Source organism: Polynucleobacter sp. VK25 (assembly GCF_018687355.1).
In the GTDB taxonomy this organism is placed as follows: Bacteria; Pseudomonadota; Gammaproteobacteria; order Burkholderiales; family Burkholderiaceae; genus Polynucleobacter.
This window is the reverse complement of sequence record NZ_CP061288.1, coordinates 309,579-327,801: the sequence shown is the minus strand read 5'-3', so window position 1 is coordinate 327,801 and position 18,223 is coordinate 309,579. Positions and strand designations below refer to the sequence as shown.

23 protein-coding genes are annotated in these 18,223 nt (G+C 44.3%); 10 read left to right on the top strand and 13 right to left on the bottom strand.

The window, feature by feature from the left end:
* Position 1 precedes the first annotated feature (1 nt).
* The 4 genes from AOC21_RS01805 to AOC21_RS01790 are packed head-to-tail and all read left to right on the top strand — an operon-like array spanning position 2 to position 2,564.
* A complete protein-coding gene (locus tag AOC21_RS01805; RefSeq protein ID WP_215392114.1) occupies positions 2-997 on the top strand; it encodes a tripartite tricarboxylate transporter substrate binding protein in 996 nt (331 codons plus the stop codon).
* Positions 984-1,913 carry an amidohydrolase gene (locus AOC21_RS01800; RefSeq protein WP_215392113.1) on the top strand — a complete coding sequence of 310 codons (930 nt, stop codon included), beginning with the start codon at positions 984-986 and terminating at the stop codon, positions 1,911-1,913. Before AOC21_RS01805 ends, AOC21_RS01800 begins: the two co-directional genes overlap by 14 nt.
* Before the next feature lie 49 nt (positions 1,914-1,962).
* Positions 1,963-2,187, top strand: coding sequence for a hypothetical protein (locus tag AOC21_RS01795; protein ID WP_215362693.1), 225 nt, complete (start codon positions 1,963-1,965; stop codon positions 2,185-2,187).
* Between the two features lie 5 nt (positions 2,188-2,192).
* Positions 2,193-2,564, top strand: coding sequence for a hypothetical protein (locus tag AOC21_RS01790; RefSeq protein WP_215392112.1), 372 nt, complete (start codon positions 2,193-2,195; stop codon positions 2,562-2,564).
* 76 nt (positions 2,565-2,640) lie between these two features.
* Here AOC21_RS01790 and AOC21_RS01785 read toward each other — a convergent pair whose 3' ends face one another.
* The 3 genes from AOC21_RS01785 to AOC21_RS01775 form a co-directional block, all read right to left on the bottom strand.
* Positions 2,641-2,943: a HigA family addiction module antitoxin gene (locus AOC21_RS01785; protein WP_215392111.1), complete on the bottom strand. Its 303-nt coding sequence runs from the start codon at positions 2,941-2,943 to the stop codon at positions 2,641-2,643.
* A gap of 10 nt (positions 2,944-2,953) precedes the next feature.
* Positions 2,954-3,232 (bottom strand): type II toxin-antitoxin system RelE/ParE family toxin, encoded by a 279-nt coding sequence (locus tag AOC21_RS01780; RefSeq protein WP_215392110.1) that lies wholly within the window; start codon positions 3,230-3,232, stop codon positions 2,954-2,956.
* Between the two features lie 117 nt (positions 3,233-3,349).
* Entirely contained in the window at positions 3,350-4,627 is a 1,278-nt protein-coding gene (locus AOC21_RS01775; protein ID WP_215392109.1) for a serine hydrolase, read from the bottom strand.
* Between the two features lie 182 nt (positions 4,628-4,809).
* On the opposite strand from AOC21_RS01775, the gene AOC21_RS01770 reads away from it, so the two are divergent.
* From AOC21_RS01770 to cobA, 3 genes are read left to right on the top strand one after another with little or no spacing between them, the layout of a single operon-like run.
* Positions 4,810-6,525 carry a nitrite/sulfite reductase gene (locus AOC21_RS01770; protein ID WP_215392716.1) on the top strand — a complete coding sequence of 572 codons (1,716 nt, stop codon included), beginning with the start codon at positions 4,810-4,812 and terminating at the stop codon, positions 6,523-6,525.
* Entirely contained in the window at positions 6,522-7,097 is a 576-nt protein-coding gene (locus AOC21_RS01765) for a DUF934 domain-containing protein (RefSeq protein WP_215392108.1), read from the top strand. Before AOC21_RS01770 ends, AOC21_RS01765 begins: the two co-directional genes overlap by 4 nt.
* A gap of 10 nt (positions 7,098-7,107) precedes the next feature.
* Positions 7,108-7,926, top strand: a complete 819-nt coding sequence (cobA, locus tag AOC21_RS01760; RefSeq protein ID WP_215392107.1) for a uroporphyrinogen-III C-methyltransferase — start codon at positions 7,108-7,110, stop codon at positions 7,924-7,926.
* A gap of 5 nt (positions 7,927-7,931) precedes the next feature.
* On the opposite strand, the gene AOC21_RS01755 is transcribed toward cobA, so the two are convergent.
* From AOC21_RS01755 to AOC21_RS01745, 3 genes are all read right to left on the bottom strand, one after another.
* A complete protein-coding gene (locus tag AOC21_RS01755; RefSeq protein ID WP_215392106.1) occupies positions 7,932-8,306 on the bottom strand; it encodes a hypothetical protein in 375 nt (124 codons plus the stop codon).
* Positions 8,303-8,644, bottom strand: coding sequence for a DUF6516 family protein (locus AOC21_RS01750; RefSeq protein WP_215392105.1), 342 nt, complete (start codon positions 8,642-8,644; stop codon positions 8,303-8,305). The genes AOC21_RS01755 and AOC21_RS01750 overlap by 4 nt, the downstream gene beginning before the upstream one ends.
* 62 nt (positions 8,645-8,706) lie before the next feature.
* Positions 8,707-9,075, bottom strand: coding sequence for a sirohydrochlorin chelatase (locus tag AOC21_RS01745; protein WP_215392104.1), 369 nt, complete (start codon positions 9,073-9,075; stop codon positions 8,707-8,709).
* An 88-nt stretch (positions 9,076-9,163) separates the two neighbouring features.
* On the opposite strand from AOC21_RS01745, the gene AOC21_RS01740 reads away from it, so the two are divergent.
* A complete protein-coding gene (locus AOC21_RS01740) occupies positions 9,164-10,183 on the top strand; it encodes a calcium:proton antiporter (protein WP_251371542.1) in 1,020 nt (339 codons plus the stop codon).
* 51 nt (positions 10,184-10,234) lie between these two features.
* On the opposite strand, the gene AOC21_RS01735 is transcribed toward AOC21_RS01740, so the two are convergent.
* The 3 genes from AOC21_RS01735 to gspG all read right to left on the bottom strand — a co-directional run bounded on the left by AOC21_RS01735 (position 10,235) and on the right by gspG (position 11,738).
* Positions 10,235-10,543, bottom strand: a complete 309-nt coding sequence (locus tag AOC21_RS01735; protein ID WP_215392714.1) for a M23 family metallopeptidase — start codon at positions 10,541-10,543, stop codon at positions 10,235-10,237.
* A 144-nt stretch (positions 10,544-10,687) separates the two neighbouring features.
* Positions 10,688-11,311, bottom strand: a complete 624-nt coding sequence (locus AOC21_RS01730) for a prepilin-type N-terminal cleavage/methylation domain-containing protein (RefSeq protein WP_215392103.1) — start codon at positions 11,309-11,311, stop codon at positions 10,688-10,690.
* Positions 11,283-11,738: a type II secretion system major pseudopilin GspG gene (gspG, locus tag AOC21_RS01725; RefSeq protein ID WP_215392713.1), complete on the bottom strand. Its 456-nt coding sequence runs from the start codon at positions 11,736-11,738 to the stop codon at positions 11,283-11,285. Before gspG ends, AOC21_RS01730 begins: the two co-directional genes overlap by 29 nt.
* 179 nt (positions 11,739-11,917) lie before the next feature.
* On the opposite strand from gspG, the gene AOC21_RS01720 reads away from it, so the two are divergent.
* Both AOC21_RS01720 and AOC21_RS01715 read left to right on the top strand, forming a co-directional pair.
* On the top strand, positions 11,918-12,505 hold the full coding sequence (locus tag AOC21_RS01720) for a hypothetical protein (RefSeq protein ID WP_215392102.1): 588 nt from the start codon (positions 11,918-11,920) through the stop codon (positions 12,503-12,505).
* A 5-nt stretch (positions 12,506-12,510) separates the two neighbouring features.
* On the top strand, positions 12,511-13,074 hold the full coding sequence (locus AOC21_RS01715) for a hypothetical protein (RefSeq protein WP_251371540.1): 564 nt from the start codon (positions 12,511-12,513) through the stop codon (positions 13,072-13,074).
* A gap of 428 nt (positions 13,075-13,502) precedes the next feature.
* Here the strand turns inward: AOC21_RS01715 and AOC21_RS01710 are convergent, their stop codons facing one another.
* The 4 genes from AOC21_RS01710 to AOC21_RS01700 form a co-directional block, all read right to left on the bottom strand.
* On the bottom strand, positions 13,503-15,278 hold the full coding sequence (locus AOC21_RS01710) for a polysaccharide biosynthesis protein (protein ID WP_371817793.1): 1,776 nt from the start codon (positions 15,276-15,278) through the stop codon (positions 13,503-13,505).
* A 397-nt stretch (positions 15,279-15,675) separates the two neighbouring features.
* Positions 15,676-17,517, bottom strand: coding sequence for a carbamoyltransferase (locus AOC21_RS01705; RefSeq protein WP_251371539.1), 1,842 nt, complete (start codon positions 17,515-17,517; stop codon positions 15,676-15,678).
* Positions 17,518-17,527: 10 nt separating this feature from the next.
* A complete protein-coding gene (locus tag AOC21_RS10110) occupies positions 17,528-17,677 on the bottom strand; it encodes a DUF5989 family protein (RefSeq protein WP_256437821.1) in 150 nt (49 codons plus the stop codon).
* Between the two features lie 9 nt (positions 17,678-17,686).
* Positions 17,687-18,061: an SxtJ family membrane protein gene (locus AOC21_RS01700; protein WP_215392101.1), complete on the bottom strand. Its 375-nt coding sequence runs from the start codon at positions 18,059-18,061 to the stop codon at positions 17,687-17,689.
* Between the last annotated feature and the right edge of the window lie 162 nt (positions 18,062-18,223).

The window sequence follows — 18,223 nt, the reverse complement described above, 5'->3', positions numbered from 1 at the left end:
GATGTTTACAACGTTCAGGCGGGTACGCAGCATCCACAAGCCCACTAGACTTATTCTCGCGTTTTGCCTTGCTTTTGGTGTGAGCATTGCTTGCGCCCAAAGTTATCCAAACCGCACCGTGAAAATGATTGTTCCCTTAACTACTGGCTCCGGTGCTGATATTGCTGGAAGGGTGGTAGCAAAAAGCCTCACGGAAACATGGAAGCAATCCGTCATTATTGAAAATCGACCCGGTGCTGGTGGTCTCATTGGTACCGGAGTGGTTGTGAACTCTGACCCTGATGGATATACCCTGCTAGTGCAATCGGCTTCGTACGCAGCTAATCCTGCAATTTATAAGAAGCTACCTTACGATCCACTCAAGAGTTTGGTGGATGTCGCCATTTTGGGACAAACACCTTATGTCATGGTTACTGCAGCCGATGGCCCCTACCAATCCATTCGCGACCTTGTCATTGCGGCTAAATCTAAACCGAATGAAATTACATTTGCCTCTGCTGGCGTGGGTAGCTCAACACACTTGGCGGCGGAGTATTTCAATCAGATGATGGGCATCAAACTCATCCACGTTCCTTACAAAGGATCGCCTGAAGCTATTCAGGACACCATGTCCGGACGCACCGCTTTTTACATGGCTCCTTTGGATACTGCAATTGGTCAACTCAAAGGTGGAAAAGTGCGCGCCCTAGGAGTTACCAGCAAAACGCGCAATCCCGCTGTTCCAGAAATTCCCAGCATCGCAGAACAAGGCTACGCCAACTTTGAAATTGGTTTGTGGTTTGGAGTTTGGGCACCTGCAGCTACCCCACCCGCTATTGTGAAAAAGATTAATCAAGATATTAATCAAGCAATGCAGGATCCAGAAGTCAAAACTGCTTACGAGAACAAGGGGATTAAAGCTACCCCAATGAGTCCTGCGGAGTTTACAAAGTTTGTCCGTGAAGAGATGGGCAAGTATCAGAAGATCGCCAAAGAAGCGGCCATTGAACCCCAGTAATTCTGCGCCTCTGTGTCAGGCTCCGAGTATTGAAGTACGTTCGCCCCTGAGCCCATTCCCGGCAGGGGCGGTGGATTGTCATGCTCATGTGTGCGGTCCTGCCACGCAATTTCCATATGCGCAGGAACGCATCTACACACCACCGGATGCAACACTGGAGAGCTACGAATCGCTATTAAAGATGCTCGGAGTGGATCGCGCAGTTTTAGTGCAACCTAGCGTTTATGGCACTGACAACCGAGCAATGCTTGCAGCCCTCAAATCCAAGCCTCAACAATTGAGAGGTGTTGCCGTTATCTCTAACGACCCTAAAGCGGTGAGCGATCAAGAGCTGGCTGACTTGCATGCTGCCGGAGTAAGAGGACTGCGTTGCAATATTGTTGATATCACCGATAAATCTGCTGGATTACCGATTGCACAATTACGAAACCTAGCAACACGCATTAAACCATTTGGTTGGCATCTAGAGTTATTGATGCATGTGAATGAGTATCCAAATCTTGCGAAGACTTTTGAAGATTTTCCAGTCGACTTAGTGTTTGGTCACTTTGGCTATAGCCATGCAAAGCATGGTGTTACCGATAAGGGTTTTCAGGGTCTTCTAGATTTAATGAAAAACCAACGCGCTTGGGTAAAAATGACAGGCCCCTATCGCATCTGCGATGGTGACCTTCCTTTTATGGATATGCGCCCTTTTTCTGATGCCGTCATCAAAGCAAACCCTAATCGCCTCATCTGGGGAAGCGACTGGCCCCATGTGATGGTGAAGAAGCAAATGCCTCACGATGCCGATCTATGTGACCTGCTTGGTGAGTGGGTGCATGACGAAAATCTCAGAAATGCGATATTGGTCAACAACCCCTGTATCCTGTATGACTTTCCGGCCTTCACTGGGCCAAATGACTTAAATCCCTAGGGATATAGGTCACCACTTTTGAAATAAGCAAGAAAGATTACAAATAAATATGGACAACACTCTGACCGTTATTTTAGGAATCGTTGCAATACTCCTGCCGCTAGTTGTAGGGCGCCTTTTTTGGAAGCGTTTTGATCACTACTTCGGTAGAGGCGATGAGGCTTACATGGATACCTTGGAATATTTCCTTAAAAAGATAGGCTCAACTGTTTTGGTTGCATTTGTTATTTTGTGGATTGGTATGAGTCTCGTATTTAATGGCAGTGCTTCATAAAAAATATGAGCGATCAATTTAAAACCATCCTCCTCAAGGCAAAGCTGAACTTTGCTATCTTGGCTGCCATCCTGGTGATAGCCGTGTTGGGCAAATTTACCAATCCGGAACTCACTAACGGCATCTTTGTAACGGCTGATCAATTGGTGTCTGAGCTGTATCTTGTATTTATTGCAATTACTTTGGGTGCTTTTATTCCCAATTTCAAACTCGTAGTGTTGGGATCTATCGCCGCCTTTATTGCTGCAGTCATATTGATTCAGATGGGCATCTTTACTTACCTCACCAGTGAATACCTTTTTGCTGTACTGATTGTGGTTCTTGGATTTGCATCCATTGCAAACCTTTATAGACACTATCGTGAGAATGGGCTGTAAGACTGAAGATAACTCTTTAACAAACATCCAAATAAAAAGCCCCGAACTGTCGGGGCTTTTTAATTATGTGGCTGGTTTATGCGGCCATCTGAAAGATTCGAATTCTGGATTCCATATCCTTCTGTAGAGTCCTTTTTGCAATTCGCATGTCATATTCTGATTGCAAATTCAACCAAAATCTCGGCTCCATCGAAAAGAAAAGGCCTAGACGCAAGGCGGTATCTGCAGTAATGGGTCGTGCGCCATTCACAATTTCACTAATGCGACTAGGGGAGACATCTATATCAGCAGCTAATTGTCTCGCTGTTATACCCATTGGCTTCATAAAGTCTTCTAACAATATTTCACCGGGATGAATTTCATCAAGTAATTTTGTCATCATCATATCCTCAGTGGTAATCCACAATTTCTACGTTATATGCCCCGTCTTCTCGCCAAGCAAAACAAACACGCCACTGGCCATTAATGCGAATACTGTGTTGACCTTTGCGCCTACCATTTAATGCCTCCAGCATATTGCCAGGCGGGATACGCAAATCCAACAAATTAACAACTGCGTTTAATTGCAGCAATTTTCTTCGCGCCACTCTCTCTATATTCACAAACTTTCTTGCAGCCTTGCTTTCAAATAAATCTTTAGTAAGTTCACAAGAGAATGAGCGGATCATAATGTATTTTATTCCGTATAACAGAATCTGTCAAATAGAATATTTATCACTTATCTGTTGTGCCATAGAAAAAGCCCCGAACTATCGGGGCTTTTTTGTTCATCAGTGTGAGATGAATTACTTCTCTAAAGCTCCATAAATTACCGCATTGAGTTGTTCGCGATGCACCTTACGAATTTCTCCCGGCGCAACACCCATCATCACAACAACCATCTGTTCTTTTGGATCAGCCCAGAAGATGGTTCCGTATGCGCCGTTCCAAGTAAAGTCCCCAACGTTGCCGTTGATAGCAGATAAACCTCTATCAGTACGAACCGCAACGCCCAGACCAAAGCCATAACCCACACGACCCGGCTCAGTACCACCGACATTATTTTTAATATCTTTATTGAGGTGATTTGATGTCATGAAGGCAACGGTTTGCGGACCAAGGACGCGCTTACCATCTAAGCTTCCACCATTGAGCAACATCTGACCAAAGCGAATGTAATCACCAGCAGTGGAATAGGCACATGAGCCACCACAATCAAACTTCACCTTTTGCGTATGAATATCCACTTTCTGCGGCTTGCCAGTTAATGGATCAATCGGGAGTGGTTGCGCCAAACGAGCGCGATCTTTTTCTGCAAGCTCAAAGGTCGTATTAGGCATACCGACCTTATTCCAAATACGTTCTTGCATTACTGCGCCCAAAGGCTTGCCAGCAATTTTTTCCTCAATAATTCCGAGTACATCTAGACCAAAACCATAATCCCAAGCAGTGCCTGGCTCATAAAGCAATGGTGCGCTAGCTAACTTATCAATAAATTCTTGCGCCGTGTATTGCACTGCTGCTGGCGCTGAGCCTGCGGGGTACATCTTGTGCACTGGTGTAGCACCACGACCACCGTAAGTTAGACCATTGGTATGGCGCATTAGGTCTTGGATGGTAATTGGATTTTTTGCCGGCACTAGATTGAGCTTTCCATCGGCATCTACTTGACCGACTTTCATATCTTTAAATTGCGGCAGCCAATTAGAAATGGGTGCATTTAATGGAAGTTTGCCTTGCTCATAAAAAGTAAGGGCGCTTACCGATGCCATTACCTTAGTCATGGATGCCAGATTAAAAATAGCATCCGTAGTCATGGGCTTGTTGTTTGCCTTATCTAAGTATCCATAAGGCTTAAAAATAGTTAACTTGCCATTTTTAGAGACCGCCAAAACAGCGCCGGCCATATTGTTGCCAGCGATCTGATCGGCAAAAAAGGCATCAATTCTTTTAAGGCCTTCTTGGCTAAATCCCTGTCCAGGGGTCGCGCTCAGAGGTAAGGGGGCTTTTGATGTATTAGCTGCAAATAGGCTTGCACTGACCAATAAACCAGCAATAAGGCTGGTTGCCTGCATTGTTTTCATACTGTCTCCACTTTTATCGTTTTATATATGGCAAATCTGGGGAATCAAGGTCCCTCTAAGGCTATTGAAGCAGAGTTTTCAGAAAATGAGTGAATTTTTGGTTCTTTTATATAAATTTTGATATATAGAATCGATTTTTCAGTATTTGAAGGAATAATCAAAATACATGACAATCCATGGCTATGTATAAATACGACGCCATCGACCAAACCCTTGTAGATCAACGGGTTGCCCAATTCCGCGATCAAGTTGCCCGACGTTTGAATGGCAGCCTAGCTGAAGAAGAATTTCGCCCCCTCCGGTTACAAAATGGTCTCTATCACCAACGCCACGCCTACATGCTACGCGTTGCTATTCCCTATGGTTTATTCAGTGCAGCGCAATTGCGCACTATGGCACTCATCTCCGAAAAATATGACCGCGGTTATGGCCACTTCACTACACGCCAGAACATTCAATACAACTGGGTAACACTGGAAGACACGCCGGATATTTTGGCTGAGCTTGCTAAAGTAGAAATGCATGCCATCCAAACTTCAGGCAACTGTATTCGCAATATTACGAGCGATGCATTTGCAGGTGTCGCTGGCGATGAATATGTCGACACACGTCCTGTTTGTGAATTACTCCGTCAATGGTCAACTTTGCATCCAGAGTTTGCACACTTGCCGCGCAAATTTAAATTTGCTGTGAATGGCGCAAAAGAAGATCGCACCGTTTTACTTTGTCATGATGTTGGCATTGAGCTCAAGAAAAATGCTGCCGGTGAACTCACTGCCGATATCTATGCTGGTGGCGGCATGGGTCGCACCCCCATCCTCGGCTCCCTGATTAAACAAGGGCTTCCTTGGAATGTATTGCCTAGCTACCTCACTGCCCTTCTGCGCGTTTATAACCGCTTTGGAAGAAGAGACAATCTCTACAAGGCTCGCATCAAGATTTTAGTCAAAGCCTTAGGTCCTGAAGAATTCGCACGCCAAGTTGAAGGTGAGTGGGCTCATATTAAAAATGGTAACGACAACTTTACTCAGGCGGAGTGGGATCGTGTTGCTAAGCATTTCACAAAGCCGGCATACAAAACATTGCCTGCACTAAGTAATGAACAAATTATTAATGCCGCTACTGAAGCAGAGCAAGCGGCGTTTGCACGTTGGTTAGAGCGCAATGTCAAACCACATCAAGTGCCTGGTTATGCCAGCGTGATTCTGTCACTTAAGCCCCATGGCACCGTTGCCCCTGGTGATGCAACGACAGCGCAAATGTATGCGATTGCAGATTTAGCTGATCAATACAGTTTCGGTGAATTGCGGGCTACGCATGAACAGAACTTAGTTCTTGCTGATGTTGAGCAAGCCAAGTTACTTGAATTGTGGCAAGAAGCGAAAAAGCAAAAGGTAGCTCTACCTAACGTAGGCTTACTCACCGATATCATCGCCTGCCCAGGCGGGGATTTCTGCTCACTGGCTAATGCCAAATCGCTCCCAATTGCGAAAGCGATTCAAGAGCGCTTTGATGACTTGGATTACTTATTTGATTTAGGTGACATCAGCCTCAATATCTCAGGCTGTATTAATTCTTGTGGCCACCACCACGTTGGCAATATTGGCGTGCTCGGTGTCGATAAAGATGGAGAAGAGTGGTATCAAATCACTTTAGGCGGCGAGCAAGGTAACGATGCAGCTATCGGCAAAGTCATTGGCCCGTCTTTCTATGCCGATGAAATCCCGGATGTCATCACCAATGTCATTAATACCTTCGTCGCCCAGCGCACTGAAGATGAATCTTTTATTGAGGCTTATCGCCGCTTAGGAGTTACTCCATTCAAAGAAGCTGCCTATAAAGATAAAAATGAAAACGCCAAGAAAAAAGAGAAGGCTATTGACGGAGGTGCAGCATGAGCCAGCTCAATATCACCTCTCATGCAGAAATTTTGCATTTTCCAAAAGATGGCAAACCTGCTCTAGCTCCTAATGAATGGCAAGTCTGGGGTGGCAGCCAAGATGAAGGAGGCCTCCCGGATCTTGAGCATGGCGCCCACAAAGTATTAGTGCCGTTTACCTGGTGGCTAGAACACCATCATGAAGCAGATATAGCCTCCAAAGCGACTAATGGTCAGATTGGTGTGTGGTTTGCTACCGATGATGACATCCTCAAGCATGCCGATGTGATTGAAGCAGGTAAAAAGGTTTGGCCTTTAGTCGCCGCTCACTTTCCTATTTTTAGAGATGGTCGTAGCTTTAGTACTGCAGCGTTATTGCGTGATCGCTTTCAATGGCAAGGTGAGATCCGCGCAATTGGCGATGTGTTGATTGATCAACTCCTCCAAGGCGCTCGCGTTGGCTTTGATAGCTTTGCTTTGCGCCCTGATCAAAAGCTCGATGTCGCCTTAAAGCAATTTGATTTGTATAGCGTGACTACACAAAATAGCTGGCGTGGACTCAGAACTACACGCACTTCCTTAAGTGCTTAATCTGAATATCATGACTACAACGCCTACTAACGCAAACAATACGCTCGGAAAAGTGTATTTGGTTGGTGCTGGCCCAGGTGCGGTTGATTTAATTACCGTACGTGGCGCCAAGCTATTGGGGCAAGCCAATATCGTGTTCTTTGATGCCTTGGTTGACCCAGAGATGCTGACACTCTGCCCACAGGCTATTCAGGTAGAAGTGGGTAAGCGATGTGGCAAGCTGTCTTCAGCGCAGCAGTTCATTAATAAGCGCTTAGTTGATGCAGCCAAGAAACATTCAGTAATTGTTCGCCTTAAAGGTGGCGATCCCATGCTCTTTGGTCGTGCCGATGAAGAAATTCAGGCTCTTAAAGATGCTGGTATTGAAGTTGAGGTAGTTCCCGGAATTACAGCGGCTCTCGCTGGCGCAGCAAGCATTCAGCAGTCACTGACATTACGTGGGGTTTCCCGTAGTGTGGCGTTTGTTACCTTAGCTCAGGGTGCCGAGAACCTTACCCCAGGACAACCAATCTCCAACCCTTCTGCCGATACTCTGGTGTATTACATGGGCCGTAAAGATGCGGCTCTTATTGCACAGCAATTGATTGCACAAAGCCCCAATCAACATGGCAATACACCTGTACAAATATTAGAAGCCGTGAGTACTTCACGTGAGCGCTTATGGACAAGTACTCTAAAAGAGTTGGCAGCTGGCAAAGCGGATCAGTGGTTTGACGGTAGCTCGCCTGCACTCATCATGATCGGCGAGGCTTTGAGAGCCCCTAGCAGGCTAGCCTCAACAGATACTTCTCAGGAAAAAATTGACGAGCGCCTGCAGAAAGCAGGCTAAAAGAATTATCCTAAAGTTGCAATCATTTCAATCTTGGGTGCAACTGTTTGCACCATCTTTTCGATACCATGGCCTGGGTTACTAATCTTTTGTGACACCAAAAGGCCGATCTTCTCTAAGAGGCCAATATCTTTGTTGATAGCAGAGCGATCACGGTGCAATTTATGACTTAATTGCGTAATAGTTTTAGGCTCATTCATTACCTCCATCATTAGACGTCTACGAGCCTCCGAGAGCACCATAAACATCTCTTGTGGGTCTTCAAACGAAAAGGTAGCCGACCTCTTAATTGATTCTTTACGATCACTTTTTTGAGCAGCTTTTTTAGCGCGATCAAAGAAACCTTCAACCGTATCGGTACGAATAATCATCTTTGTCATTTCTTATCCTTTTTCACTTCCTTGATAATTTCTTGCCACTCTTTTTCAAAACGTTCTAATGTTTTTTCATAACTTACAAAAGTTACTGGAGTTACCTTACCCATGTAATGCTTGTGGTGATAGTCATGAGCATTATCAAATCCGAGCACTCTTCCATTATCTTTTTGGCAAATCAACCGATTGATATACGCCAGGTTATAGCGAGTCACTACCGTTTTACCCTCGCTTACATGGCCCCAAACTTCAAAACTCAAAACACCACCACCGCTACTCGCTTTCAACTTAAATGTTTCTCGTTCAATCAAGGATTCAAGCTTCGGCCTGGTTTTTTTGGTCATGCGCTATTCTAATACAGGTATGTAATTATATTACATACCTGTATTAGAAGTGTGGCTAATGATTACAGCCCTATTTTTTGTCTTCCAAAATCAACAATGGCTTGCAAGACGGCCAAGTCCTCGCCAACGGCAGGCGTAGCGCTTAATGTCATGTTGGGAAACTTACTACGACACTCCTCCAGCAACACTGGAAAATCATTGCGCAGGTGACCACCTTGCCCAAAGAAAACCGGCACTACAGTAATTTCATTCGCCCCCTGCGCGCTTAAGCTGATCACTGCCTCCTCTAAAGAAGGTTGCATCATCTCTAAAAAAGCCAGCTCTACTGGGGTCTTGGGCTGCTGCTCTCGCCACAATACAGCTAAGCGATCAAATGGCTCACGCCAACGGCTATCTCTTGCTCCGTGCCCAAATAAGATAATGGCTTTCATGGATGGCTATAAACTCTCAGTAATTAATAATTAATCGTTTTAGGGTGATTTCACCTGCTAGCTTAACCTTATTTTCTAGATTGCATCTATGACTGCCCTATTAAGCCAAACTTGGTTTATTGCCCTAATGAGTGTCACCCTGATTGGTGCCGTTCTATCAGCTGTTCATCACGCTGAAGTGATTGCCCACAAAACGGGTGAGCCTTATGGCACTTTGGTACTGTCTATTAGCGTCACGATTATTGAAGTGTCACTCATCATATCGATGATGCTGACAGGGCATGAAGGATCAGAGTTTATTGCCCGTGATGCGGTCTTCGCAACCGTCATGATTGTGATAAACGGCGTCATTGGTCTTTGCATCTTTGTAGGCGGTCTCACCCATCATGAAATGACGTTCAGAAATGAGGGTACCAACTCCGCACTGGCAGTGCTTACCGCCTTGGCAACCTTTATTTTAGTGATGCCGATTGTGACTATCAGCACGCCAGGCCCTGACTTCACTAAGAGCCAGCTGGCTTTTGCGGGTATTGCTTCATTTGCACTCTATATCGCATTTCTCTTCTTCCAAACAGTCAGTCATCGTGACTATTACCTACCTAAAACAGAGGATAAGAAAACCGATATCAATTTTCATGCGCACAAGCCCAGTAATGCCAAGACAGCTTTTAGCGCTGTATTACTTTTGCTATCTCTCATCACCGTAGTAGGTCTTGCAGAGTTATTAAGTCCTGCAATTGAGAGAGGTGTTGCCGCTGCTGGCGCTCCTAAAACGATTGTGGGTATTGCCATTGCTTTATTGGTGCTAATGCCTGAGGGGTTTGCAGCTGTAAGAGCCGCCAAGGCTAATCGCCTGCAAAGTAGCTTGAACTTAGCCCTAGGCTCTGCTCTCGCCAGTATTGGACTCACCATTCCCACAGTTGCAGCAATTGCAATCTTCTTTAATCTTCCGCTCAGCCTAGGTATTAGCGATCTCAATATGACGCTAATGTATTTGTCATTCTTTATTGGGGCACTGACTCTCGCCATTGGTAGAACTACCCTATTGCAAGGAATAGTTCACATCATCATCTTTTTGGAATATTTGTTCCTAAGTCTCGTTCCGTAAAAGCGGAATAGGAAAAACAAAACTATTTAACATGCAGTTAACCCATGAAGATCAATTTTTACCTAAGCTAACACCATCCCTTAAGACCTCATAGTGCAAGTGAGGGCCGGTTGATCTTCCGGTTGATCCCACTTTAGCAATGGCTTGGGATTGTTTGACGTAATCACCCTGCTTTACCAAGATCTCTTGTGCGTGGGCGTATCTAGTCACTACTGCATTCTTATGCTGCACATCCACTACATAGCCATACTCTTGATCCCAGGCTGCGCGGATTACTACCCCTTCAGCCGTAGCCAAAATAGGTGTGCGATAAGCTGCTGGGAAGTCTGTTCCCTCATGCCAAGCGGTTTGTTGGGTAATCGGTTGGTGCGATAACTTCTATCAGAGCAAAACCATTTGGAATTGAAGGCTTCTGCATTGAAGGCTTCTGAATTGAAGACTTACAAATAGCGACTCTCAAACTAAGTAGTCTAAGCAGACTAAGTATTTTCTTGGGAGAAAATTTCATGGCTTCATCCAACTAAATCGACCATTACTATTGCGTATCAATATGGCTTGAGAATTCGCTTGCGCAGATGACTGACTGCTCCCTTGAGCATTGAATTGCTTAATAGGAATTTGTAATACTTGCGCTACTTGCTCGCCACCGAGTGTTAGCTGTATTGGCGCCATATCGACAGGCTTATACCAAGACTGGGCTCGGTACACATCGGGCAATAGGCCAGAATTGCCGTTAATGATTGGGCTAGCGGTCGCACCAGGCGCACTACCTGACTGACCCATTGCAGCAGCACCATTAGCACTCGAGCTATTAGGAATAAAAAAGCGCCAGCCAGCAGAATCAATTTGCGCAATCATCGGCGTGCCAGACATGGCACTTTCTTCTTGGGCGAGGTTGAGTGAGGACACTAACTGATCGAGGTTGTCACGCCAGTAACGATCCTCATGATTCGGAATTGCCAATACCGCGACAGCCAAGATCACTGCCATGATGGCTATCGCAACCAGTAATTCGATTAAGGTAAAACCAGACTCAGCAGACTTTCCTTGCGAATGCAAAAGGGTAACTACTTTTTTACGAGTAGAAGCTAAAAAAGATTTACTGCCAGCTACCGATATCGGCATCATTTCCAGTTCCGCCAGGTTTACCATCAGCACCATAACTAAAGACATCGATTTCGCTACGAGTGCCTGGATTGGCGTATTGATATGGATTGCCCCATGGATCTTTTGGAACGGTATCTAAGTAGCCGCCAGTTTTCCAGTTTTGTGGGACTGGCTCTGAAGTCGGTTTTTCTACCAAAGCTTTGATACCTTGCTCTGTAGTTGGATAGCGACCGATATCGAGGCGGTAGAGCTTAAATGCCTGCACCAGGGTACCTACATCATGCTTAGCTGCAGTTGCACGGGCTTCATCAGGGCGCCCCATGATCTTGGGAACAATCAGAGTTGCCAAGATACCAATGATGGCAATCACCACCATAATCTCAATTAAGGTAAACCCAGCATCCCTACGTGCTCGATTGACTGATTTAGCCAAACTTGAGGTTTGCATAGCTAGTTTTGGATCTAAAAATGTAGACTTGGCGTTGGATATAAAGCGAGCAATGCACTGAGCAATAAACTGAGACATTTAGTGGCGCTTTCAATGATTTAAACTGAATTAAATTCTATAGGTATTTTGTCACTTTGAGCGGATTTATCAAACGAATACAGGACAGACTGAAGTACTCTATGAAGGGCTCTAAACAAGCCCTTCAGCAAAGCTTCATGGCGTGCTCAAAGTCAGATGCAAACTCATCTGCGCTCCCAGGAAATCAAGAGCGCATTCAGAAGGCACTCAGCATGCCGCTAGGCGTGCCAACACCATCATTTGTCAGCAAGGGGTTAACCTACGGCTTGATGTTGGCATGCGCGCTCTCGACCACCTTCTGGCTCATGAGAATTGCTCAATTACCAGGAATACCTGCTCAGCCAGCAAATGGGATTTCTAAAGGGATGGCTCTGTATAGCAATCAAGATGCAAACAGCGCTTATGCACTTTTTGGCAGCAAGCCATTGGCTACAGAGAATATCTACCTATGTGGTGTTGTTATTACCTCAAAAAATCCTGATGGCACTCTCGATGGCTTTGCCATATTTGAGATTGATGGCAAGCCCACTAATGCAATTAGCGTAGGCGAAACAATAGGTAAAGGGCTTAGCCTGCAGAGCATTGGCGATGAAACTGCCACCCTGCTATATCAAGGGCAGAAGTTGAACTTTAAGCTCAATAAAAATAAAGATAAAAGCAGTAGTAAATCTGATAACTCCAAGAAATAATCTTCATGGCGTTCAAAAAAAGCTATTTATCGCTTAAGAGATGTGCGCTTGAATTTCTCGCATTAGTCACACTCAGTGTCATGGGATGCAATGTAAGCGTAGCAAGCGAATCAAACAATAGAAATGACACAAGCAATACAAGCGACCTGATTCAAATTATTAAGCCTCAAACAAAAAGCCAGCTGTGGGTTAATGCGGGCATGGTGTCTCAACACTTTGATCAAGACAAGAATTTCAATAATGGCAATTGGGGTGCAGGACTTGAATATCGCTTTAATACCGTTGCCTCACTAACAGCAGGACGCTTTTATAACAGCGATCGCGCTTACTCCAATTACGCCGGAATGTACTACCAACCTATCGCCATTGGCCCCATCAAAATTGGCGCAGTGATTGGTGGCTTTAATGGTTATCCCAACACTAATAATGGCGGCTGGTTTGCCGCAGCCCTGCCAGCACTGACTTGGGAAGGTGATTGGGTCGGAGCAAACGTCTTTGTAATCCCAACCATTGGTGATCGCGTGCATGGCGCAATATCACTCCAGGTCAAGCTTAAGATTTGGGAGTAATTTCCAATGCAGCGTTTTTGATGCATCACCTCTAAATCTGAGTCTTTGCTTTAGCCATTGTTATCTACTCTTGGCCATCTAGACTCAAGCAAGATCATCGTCAGAAACAATAGGGGGCTTTCAGAAAAAAGGTTTGCCAACTATCGCATCAAAGCGTAAGGTACTTTTATGACGTCGATTGCTACTACTCCAACTATGCCCTAGCTTTAGGGGTAATACCTCAAATATTCTGGGGCCTTGGAGTCGCTAGTCTTTCGGCAATGAATACAAAAACCTTTTAGTGCACTCAGACTGCCAGTGTATTTATAAAACTTCGTGGGGCCAGAAAGAAATTTTATACCCTAACTATTTTAGAAAATCATCAAATTCATAAAGTAATAATGCAGCTTTAATAGAGTATGTATAGTTTAGAAAATCACTTTCTTATTTCAATTTACTCCATCACCATTGGGCAGGTATCCAGGTACCAATTTTTTGAGCAGGCCTCTAATTAAATTAGTATCCCCTGCGTCTAATGCCAAATTAAGCTTTTCAAGCTCTTGCTGCAAATCATCCCAAGACAAAAACTCTTCATGCGCCTTCATAATTTTCGGGTGATCCGTTGGCTGTGGATTTTCACCAATCAACAGCTCCTCGTAGAGTTTTTCTCCTGGGCGTAATCCAGTAACCTTAATCTCAATATCACCGTGAGGGTGATCTTCATCTTTCACCAGTAAGCCCGATAAATAAACCATCTTGGCAGCCAAATCATAAATACGCACTGGCTCGCCCATATCTAATACAAAGACATCTCCGCCAACAGCCATTGCGCTCGCCTGAATCACTAACTGTGCCGCTTCAGGAATAGTCATGAAATAACGTGTCACCTCAGAATGCGTTAGGGTAATGGGGCCGCCAGCTGCAATTTGCGCGCTAAAGAGCGGAGCTACTGACCCTGATGAACCCAGTACATTACCAAATCGCACCATTGAAAAATTGGTTGAGTGGTTACTCTTATTCGCAATATCAGCCATTGCCTGCAAAACAAGTTCGGCAATGCGCTTACTAGCGCCCATGACATTAGTTGGTCTAACAGCCTTATCGGTACTTACCAAAATAAAATTACTTACGCCACACTCTAAACTTGTCTGGGCGCAAGTAAAGGTTCCAAAAACATTATTGCGAATGCCTTCGCCAGGATTTTGCTCTACCAATGGAACGTGTTTATATGCGGCAGCATGAAAGACCGTAGCTGGTCGATGAGCCCCAAAAATCTTCAGCAAAAGATCAGCATCGCGTACTGAAGCCAAGCAGGGCACCAGCTTCACCGGCAAACCCAAATGAGGCGAAGAAGCTTGATCAGCGCCATCCGCAGCCGAAAGGTCATCTTCGAATCCGCTAAGGGCTCTCTTTAGTTCTTCATAAACCAAATAGAGAGAGTGCTCACTACTATCAATCAGAATTAATGATTTAGGAGAGAATTTAATAATCTGGCGACATAGCTCACTACCAATAGAGCCGCCAGCACCAGTCACCAAAACAACTTGATTGCGAATATTCTTCTCTAATAGTCCTATATCCGGCGGAACTACCGCTCTTCCGAGCAAGTCATTCATATCCAAATCATGCAAGTCCGATATCCTGACACGTCCAGCAGCCAAATCTATCAAACCCGGCAAGGTCCTAACGCGTACTCCGCACCCATTTAATGAGGCTATAATTTCACTTCTTCGCATCTGACTGGCAGAAGGAATGGCCAATAGTACATCCGTAATATCAAGTCGATGCGCAAGATCTTGCAAATCAGCATTGGAATGCACTGCAATCCCATTAATAGTGCTGCCCTGTAAGCGTGGATCATCGTCAATAAAACCTTTAACTAACATTTCCTTGTTGCTAGATAAGCCAATTGCGAGCTGACGACCTGCTGAACCAGCGCCGTAAATTAGTGCAATAGGCTGCGCCCTGTGAAATGCTTTTTGAACATTATTAATGTTGCCTAACCAATAACGCACAAAATATCGACTAGCACCAATTCCAATAAATAATAGGATAGGCTGAATCACGCCAATTGATCGAGGTACATCATCCACACCAAGAAGTGTAAAAACACAGAAAAATAAACCTGAATAGATAATGAAAACGTGCACCATGGAAGAGAACGCAGTTGAACCAACATACCTAAAAATTGCTCGATATAAGCCAAAAGAGAGAAAAAGAGGCAAAGAAATTCCGATTGTGGCAATGAATACCATCCATTGGCTACTTTGAAAATGACCCCATTGATCCAGGCGCAGTCCAAATGCTAACCAAACACTGAATCCGCAATTCAGAATATCGCAAAACATCACCAAGCTCCGCTTAACTGAGCGAGGCAAGTTTAAGAGTGATTGTTTAGTTGCATTAATTGGCACAATTTATTATAAATTACATAGTCAAATAAGGGGGATAATCCACCTATAGGTCAACCGACCTCAAGAGTAGAATTTTCACGAATTTAAAGGGGTTCTACATAAACTGTTTTAAATTGACTGACAACCAGATGAAGGGGGGGGTTATTGCAGCAATTCCAAGCAAATAATAAGCACAAGAAAATTTGCAAATAGGATTTTCCTTGCAACTTTAATCCAGCCCATAACTGACCTTGTAATCAAAGTTTAATGACTGCGATTGCTTTGATTTTTCTAGAAATGCATTTCCCACCACCAAGATATCGAGCTCAGTGCCCATAAAACATCTAAAGGCATCGCTTGGTGAGCAAACAATAGGTTCACCTCGAATATTAAAAGAGGTATTCACCAATACAGGGCAACCAGTTAACTCTTTAAAGCGTTTAATGAGATAGTAATAGCGAGGATTAGTTTGCTCGTGAACCGTCTGTACTCTAGCCGAATAATCCACATGGGTTACTGAAGGAACATCTGAGCGCAAGATATTAAGCTTTTCAATGCCAAATAATGCCTCTTCCTCAGATGACATGACGCGCCGCTTGGATTTAGCTACATCCGCAACCATTAACATATAAGGGCTATCCGCATCAAGATCAAACCACTCGGAGACATCTTCACGCAAGACGCTCGGTGCAAACGGTCTAAATGATTCGCGATATTTGACCTTAAGGTTGAGCAATCTTTGCATTGTGGCAGATCTTGGGTCAGCTAAAATACTCCTACCGCCCAATGAACGAGGGCCAAATTCCATACGGCCATTCATCCAGCCAATAGCTTTACCATCAGCTAAAGCTTGGGCCGCTCTTGACACCAACTCATCTGGCCCATAACTAGTAAAAACTGCACCGCCCTCTTTCAACTCCGCTTCAATCTCTGCCTGACTAAACTCGGGTCCCAAGTAAGAACCTTTCATCCCATCCAAAGAATCTGAATTAATTTCTCGAGGCTGCTTCAACATAATGTAGTAAGCGCCTAGTGCAGCGCCCACAGCACCACCAGCATCACCAGCTGCAGGTTGAATCCAGATATCGTCAAAGAGATTTTCGCGAAGGAGCTTGCCATTGGCCACACAATTCAACGCTACACCGCCTGCCAAGCACAGATTTTTTTGACCTGTAGATTTAGCAATTCCTCTAGCAAGCTTGATCACTATCTCCTCAGTAACCGCCTGGACAGAAGCAGCGAGATCCATCTCCCGTTGCGTCAACTCAGATTCAGGCAGTCTTGGAGGGCCACCAAATAGGCTATCAAACTTTTTGTTGGTCATGGTTAAGCCAGTGCAATAATTGAAATAGCTCATATTTAAAGCAAATGAGCCGTCACCCTTGATGTCAATCAGATGTTTCTTTATCAGCTCGGCATAAATGGGTTTGCCGTAAGGCGCCAAACCCATTACCTTGTATTCCCCTGAATTAACCTTAAAGCCTGTGTAATAAGTAATGGCTGAATATAGCAATCCAAGTGAATGCGGAAAATGGATTTCTTTGATCACTTCCAGCTTGTTGCCACACCCAACCGCAAGAGAAGTTGTTGTCCACTCGCCCACACCATCCATTGTGAGAACAGCTGCGGACTCAAAGGGAGAAGGGAAAAAAGCGCTGGCTGCATGACTTAAATGATGCTCAGAAAAAAGTAGGCGCTCACCCCACTTAATGTCTTTCCCCCACAAATCTTTTAGAGCATCCGTGATCACGCTTTTTTGAAAGAGTTTATCTTTCAACCATATGGGCATAGAAGTAATGAAGCTCCTTAAACCATTTGGCGCAAAAGCAAGATAAGTCTCTAGCAATCGCTCAAACTTTAAAAAAGGTTTATCGTAAAACACAATGTAATCGACCTGATGAGGCAAAATACCAGCCTCTTTTAAGCAATAAGAGATGGCTCTATCGGGAAACGCTGAGTCATGTTTTTTGCGAGTAAAGCGCTCTTCTTGTGCTGCAGCCACTATCCCACCATCGCAAACTAAGCAAGCCGCTGAATCGTGATAGTAAGCCGAAATTCCTAAGATATACACAGATAGCCAATTAAAAGAGCGTATAAATGAATGGAGCCAAAACTGAACCTTGGGCAAAAACTAACAAAGCACCAAGTACCACCATAACAACGATGATGGGTAACAGCCAAAGCTTTTTTCGGTAACTCAAAAATGCCCACAGCTCTTTTAGAAAGCTCAAAATTAATCCTTAAAATTGATTTTTAAATGAATCCGGCTTGATTGGTGGTTTATTAATCCAATAACTCATAGATTGGCGTTTTTTTAGCAATAATTCATCCCTACCAAACAAACGAGTTACCAAGGCAACAGGCACAATCAAAACAAAAAAAATTATACTTAAGGCCATAGGACTAATTAATTTTCCTAAAAATAAACTTAAGGCAAACCAAGCTCGATTAAGTGGCGCCAATATGATGGGTGCGCAGATAGTAAATAATAGAAAAAGAATGGCTAAAAATAGTAAGCAAATCACCAACCAGGAATAGTTTTTCCACTGAAAATAGATAGAAGATCCAAAAAAGATAGCGCTAAACAACAAGCCAAATTTTTGATTGGAAGGCATATTTACATTGTTTTTAACACTGTTCACCATATAAGAATTATAACTGCACCTATTTATTCGATAGGGCAATACTTGCTCCCTCAACCCCAAAAAGCTTTAAACAGCCGTAGCCTTATAAATTGCAGTAAGGACTCAGTCACAATCCCCCATTGGAGACTTTTC

What these genes read in the sequence shown, in the direction of transcription:
- gspG (WP_215392713.1), bottom strand. Translation starts at nt 11,738, where the DNA reads ATGCAAACCTCAAGTTTGGCTAAATCAGTCAATCGAGCACGTAGGGAT.
- AOC21_RS01775 (WP_215392109.1), bottom strand. Translation starts at nt 4,627, where the DNA reads ATGAAAACAATGCAGGCAACCAGCCTTATTGCTGGTTTATTGGTCAGT.
- AOC21_RS01740 (WP_251371542.1), top strand. Translation starts at nt 9,164, where the DNA reads ATGACTGCCCTATTAAGCCAAACTTGGTTTATTGCCCTAATGAGTGTC.
- AOC21_RS01770 (WP_215392716.1), top strand. Translation starts at nt 4,810, where the DNA reads ATGTATAAATACGACGCCATCGACCAAACCCTTGTAGATCAACGGGTT.
- AOC21_RS01765 (WP_215392108.1), top strand. Translation starts at nt 6,522, where the DNA reads ATGAGCCAGCTCAATATCACCTCTCATGCAGAAATTTTGCATTTTCCA.
- AOC21_RS01730 (WP_215392103.1), bottom strand. Translation starts at nt 11,311, where the DNA reads ATGATGCCGATATCGGTAGCTGGCAGTAAATCTTTTTTAGCTTCTACT.
- AOC21_RS01780 (WP_215392110.1), bottom strand. Translation starts at nt 3,232, where the DNA reads ATGATCCGCTCATTCTCTTGTGAACTTACTAAAGATTTATTTGAAAGC.
- AOC21_RS01795 (WP_215362693.1), top strand. Translation starts at nt 1,963, where the DNA reads ATGGACAACACTCTGACCGTTATTTTAGGAATCGTTGCAATACTCCTG.
- AOC21_RS01750 (WP_215392105.1), bottom strand. Translation starts at nt 8,644, where the DNA reads ATGACCAAAAAAACCAGGCCGAAGCTTGAATCCTTGATTGAACGAGAA.
- AOC21_RS01805 (WP_215392114.1), top strand. Translation starts at nt 2, where the DNA reads ATGTTTACAACGTTCAGGCGGGTACGCAGCATCCACAAGCCCACTAGA.
- AOC21_RS01755 (WP_215392106.1), bottom strand. Translation starts at nt 8,306, where the DNA reads ATGACAAAGATGATTATTCGTACCGATACGGTTGAAGGTTTCTTTGAT.
- cobA (WP_215392107.1), top strand. Translation starts at nt 7,108, where the DNA reads ATGACTACAACGCCTACTAACGCAAACAATACGCTCGGAAAAGTGTAT.
- AOC21_RS01700 (WP_215392101.1), bottom strand. Translation starts at nt 18,061, where the DNA reads ATGCCTTCCAATCAAAAATTTGGCTTGTTGTTTAGCGCTATCTTTTTT.
- AOC21_RS01745 (WP_215392104.1), bottom strand. Translation starts at nt 9,075, where the DNA reads ATGAAAGCCATTATCTTATTTGGGCACGGAGCAAGAGATAGCCGTTGG.
- AOC21_RS01720 (WP_215392102.1), top strand. Translation starts at nt 11,918, where the DNA reads ATGAAGGGCTCTAAACAAGCCCTTCAGCAAAGCTTCATGGCGTGCTCA.
- AOC21_RS01715 (WP_251371540.1), top strand. Translation starts at nt 12,511, where the DNA reads ATGGCGTTCAAAAAAAGCTATTTATCGCTTAAGAGATGTGCGCTTGAA.
- AOC21_RS01785 (WP_215392111.1), bottom strand. Translation starts at nt 2,943, where the DNA reads ATGACAAAATTACTTGATGAAATTCATCCCGGTGAAATATTGTTAGAA.
- AOC21_RS01790 (WP_215392112.1), top strand. Translation starts at nt 2,193, where the DNA reads ATGAGCGATCAATTTAAAACCATCCTCCTCAAGGCAAAGCTGAACTTT.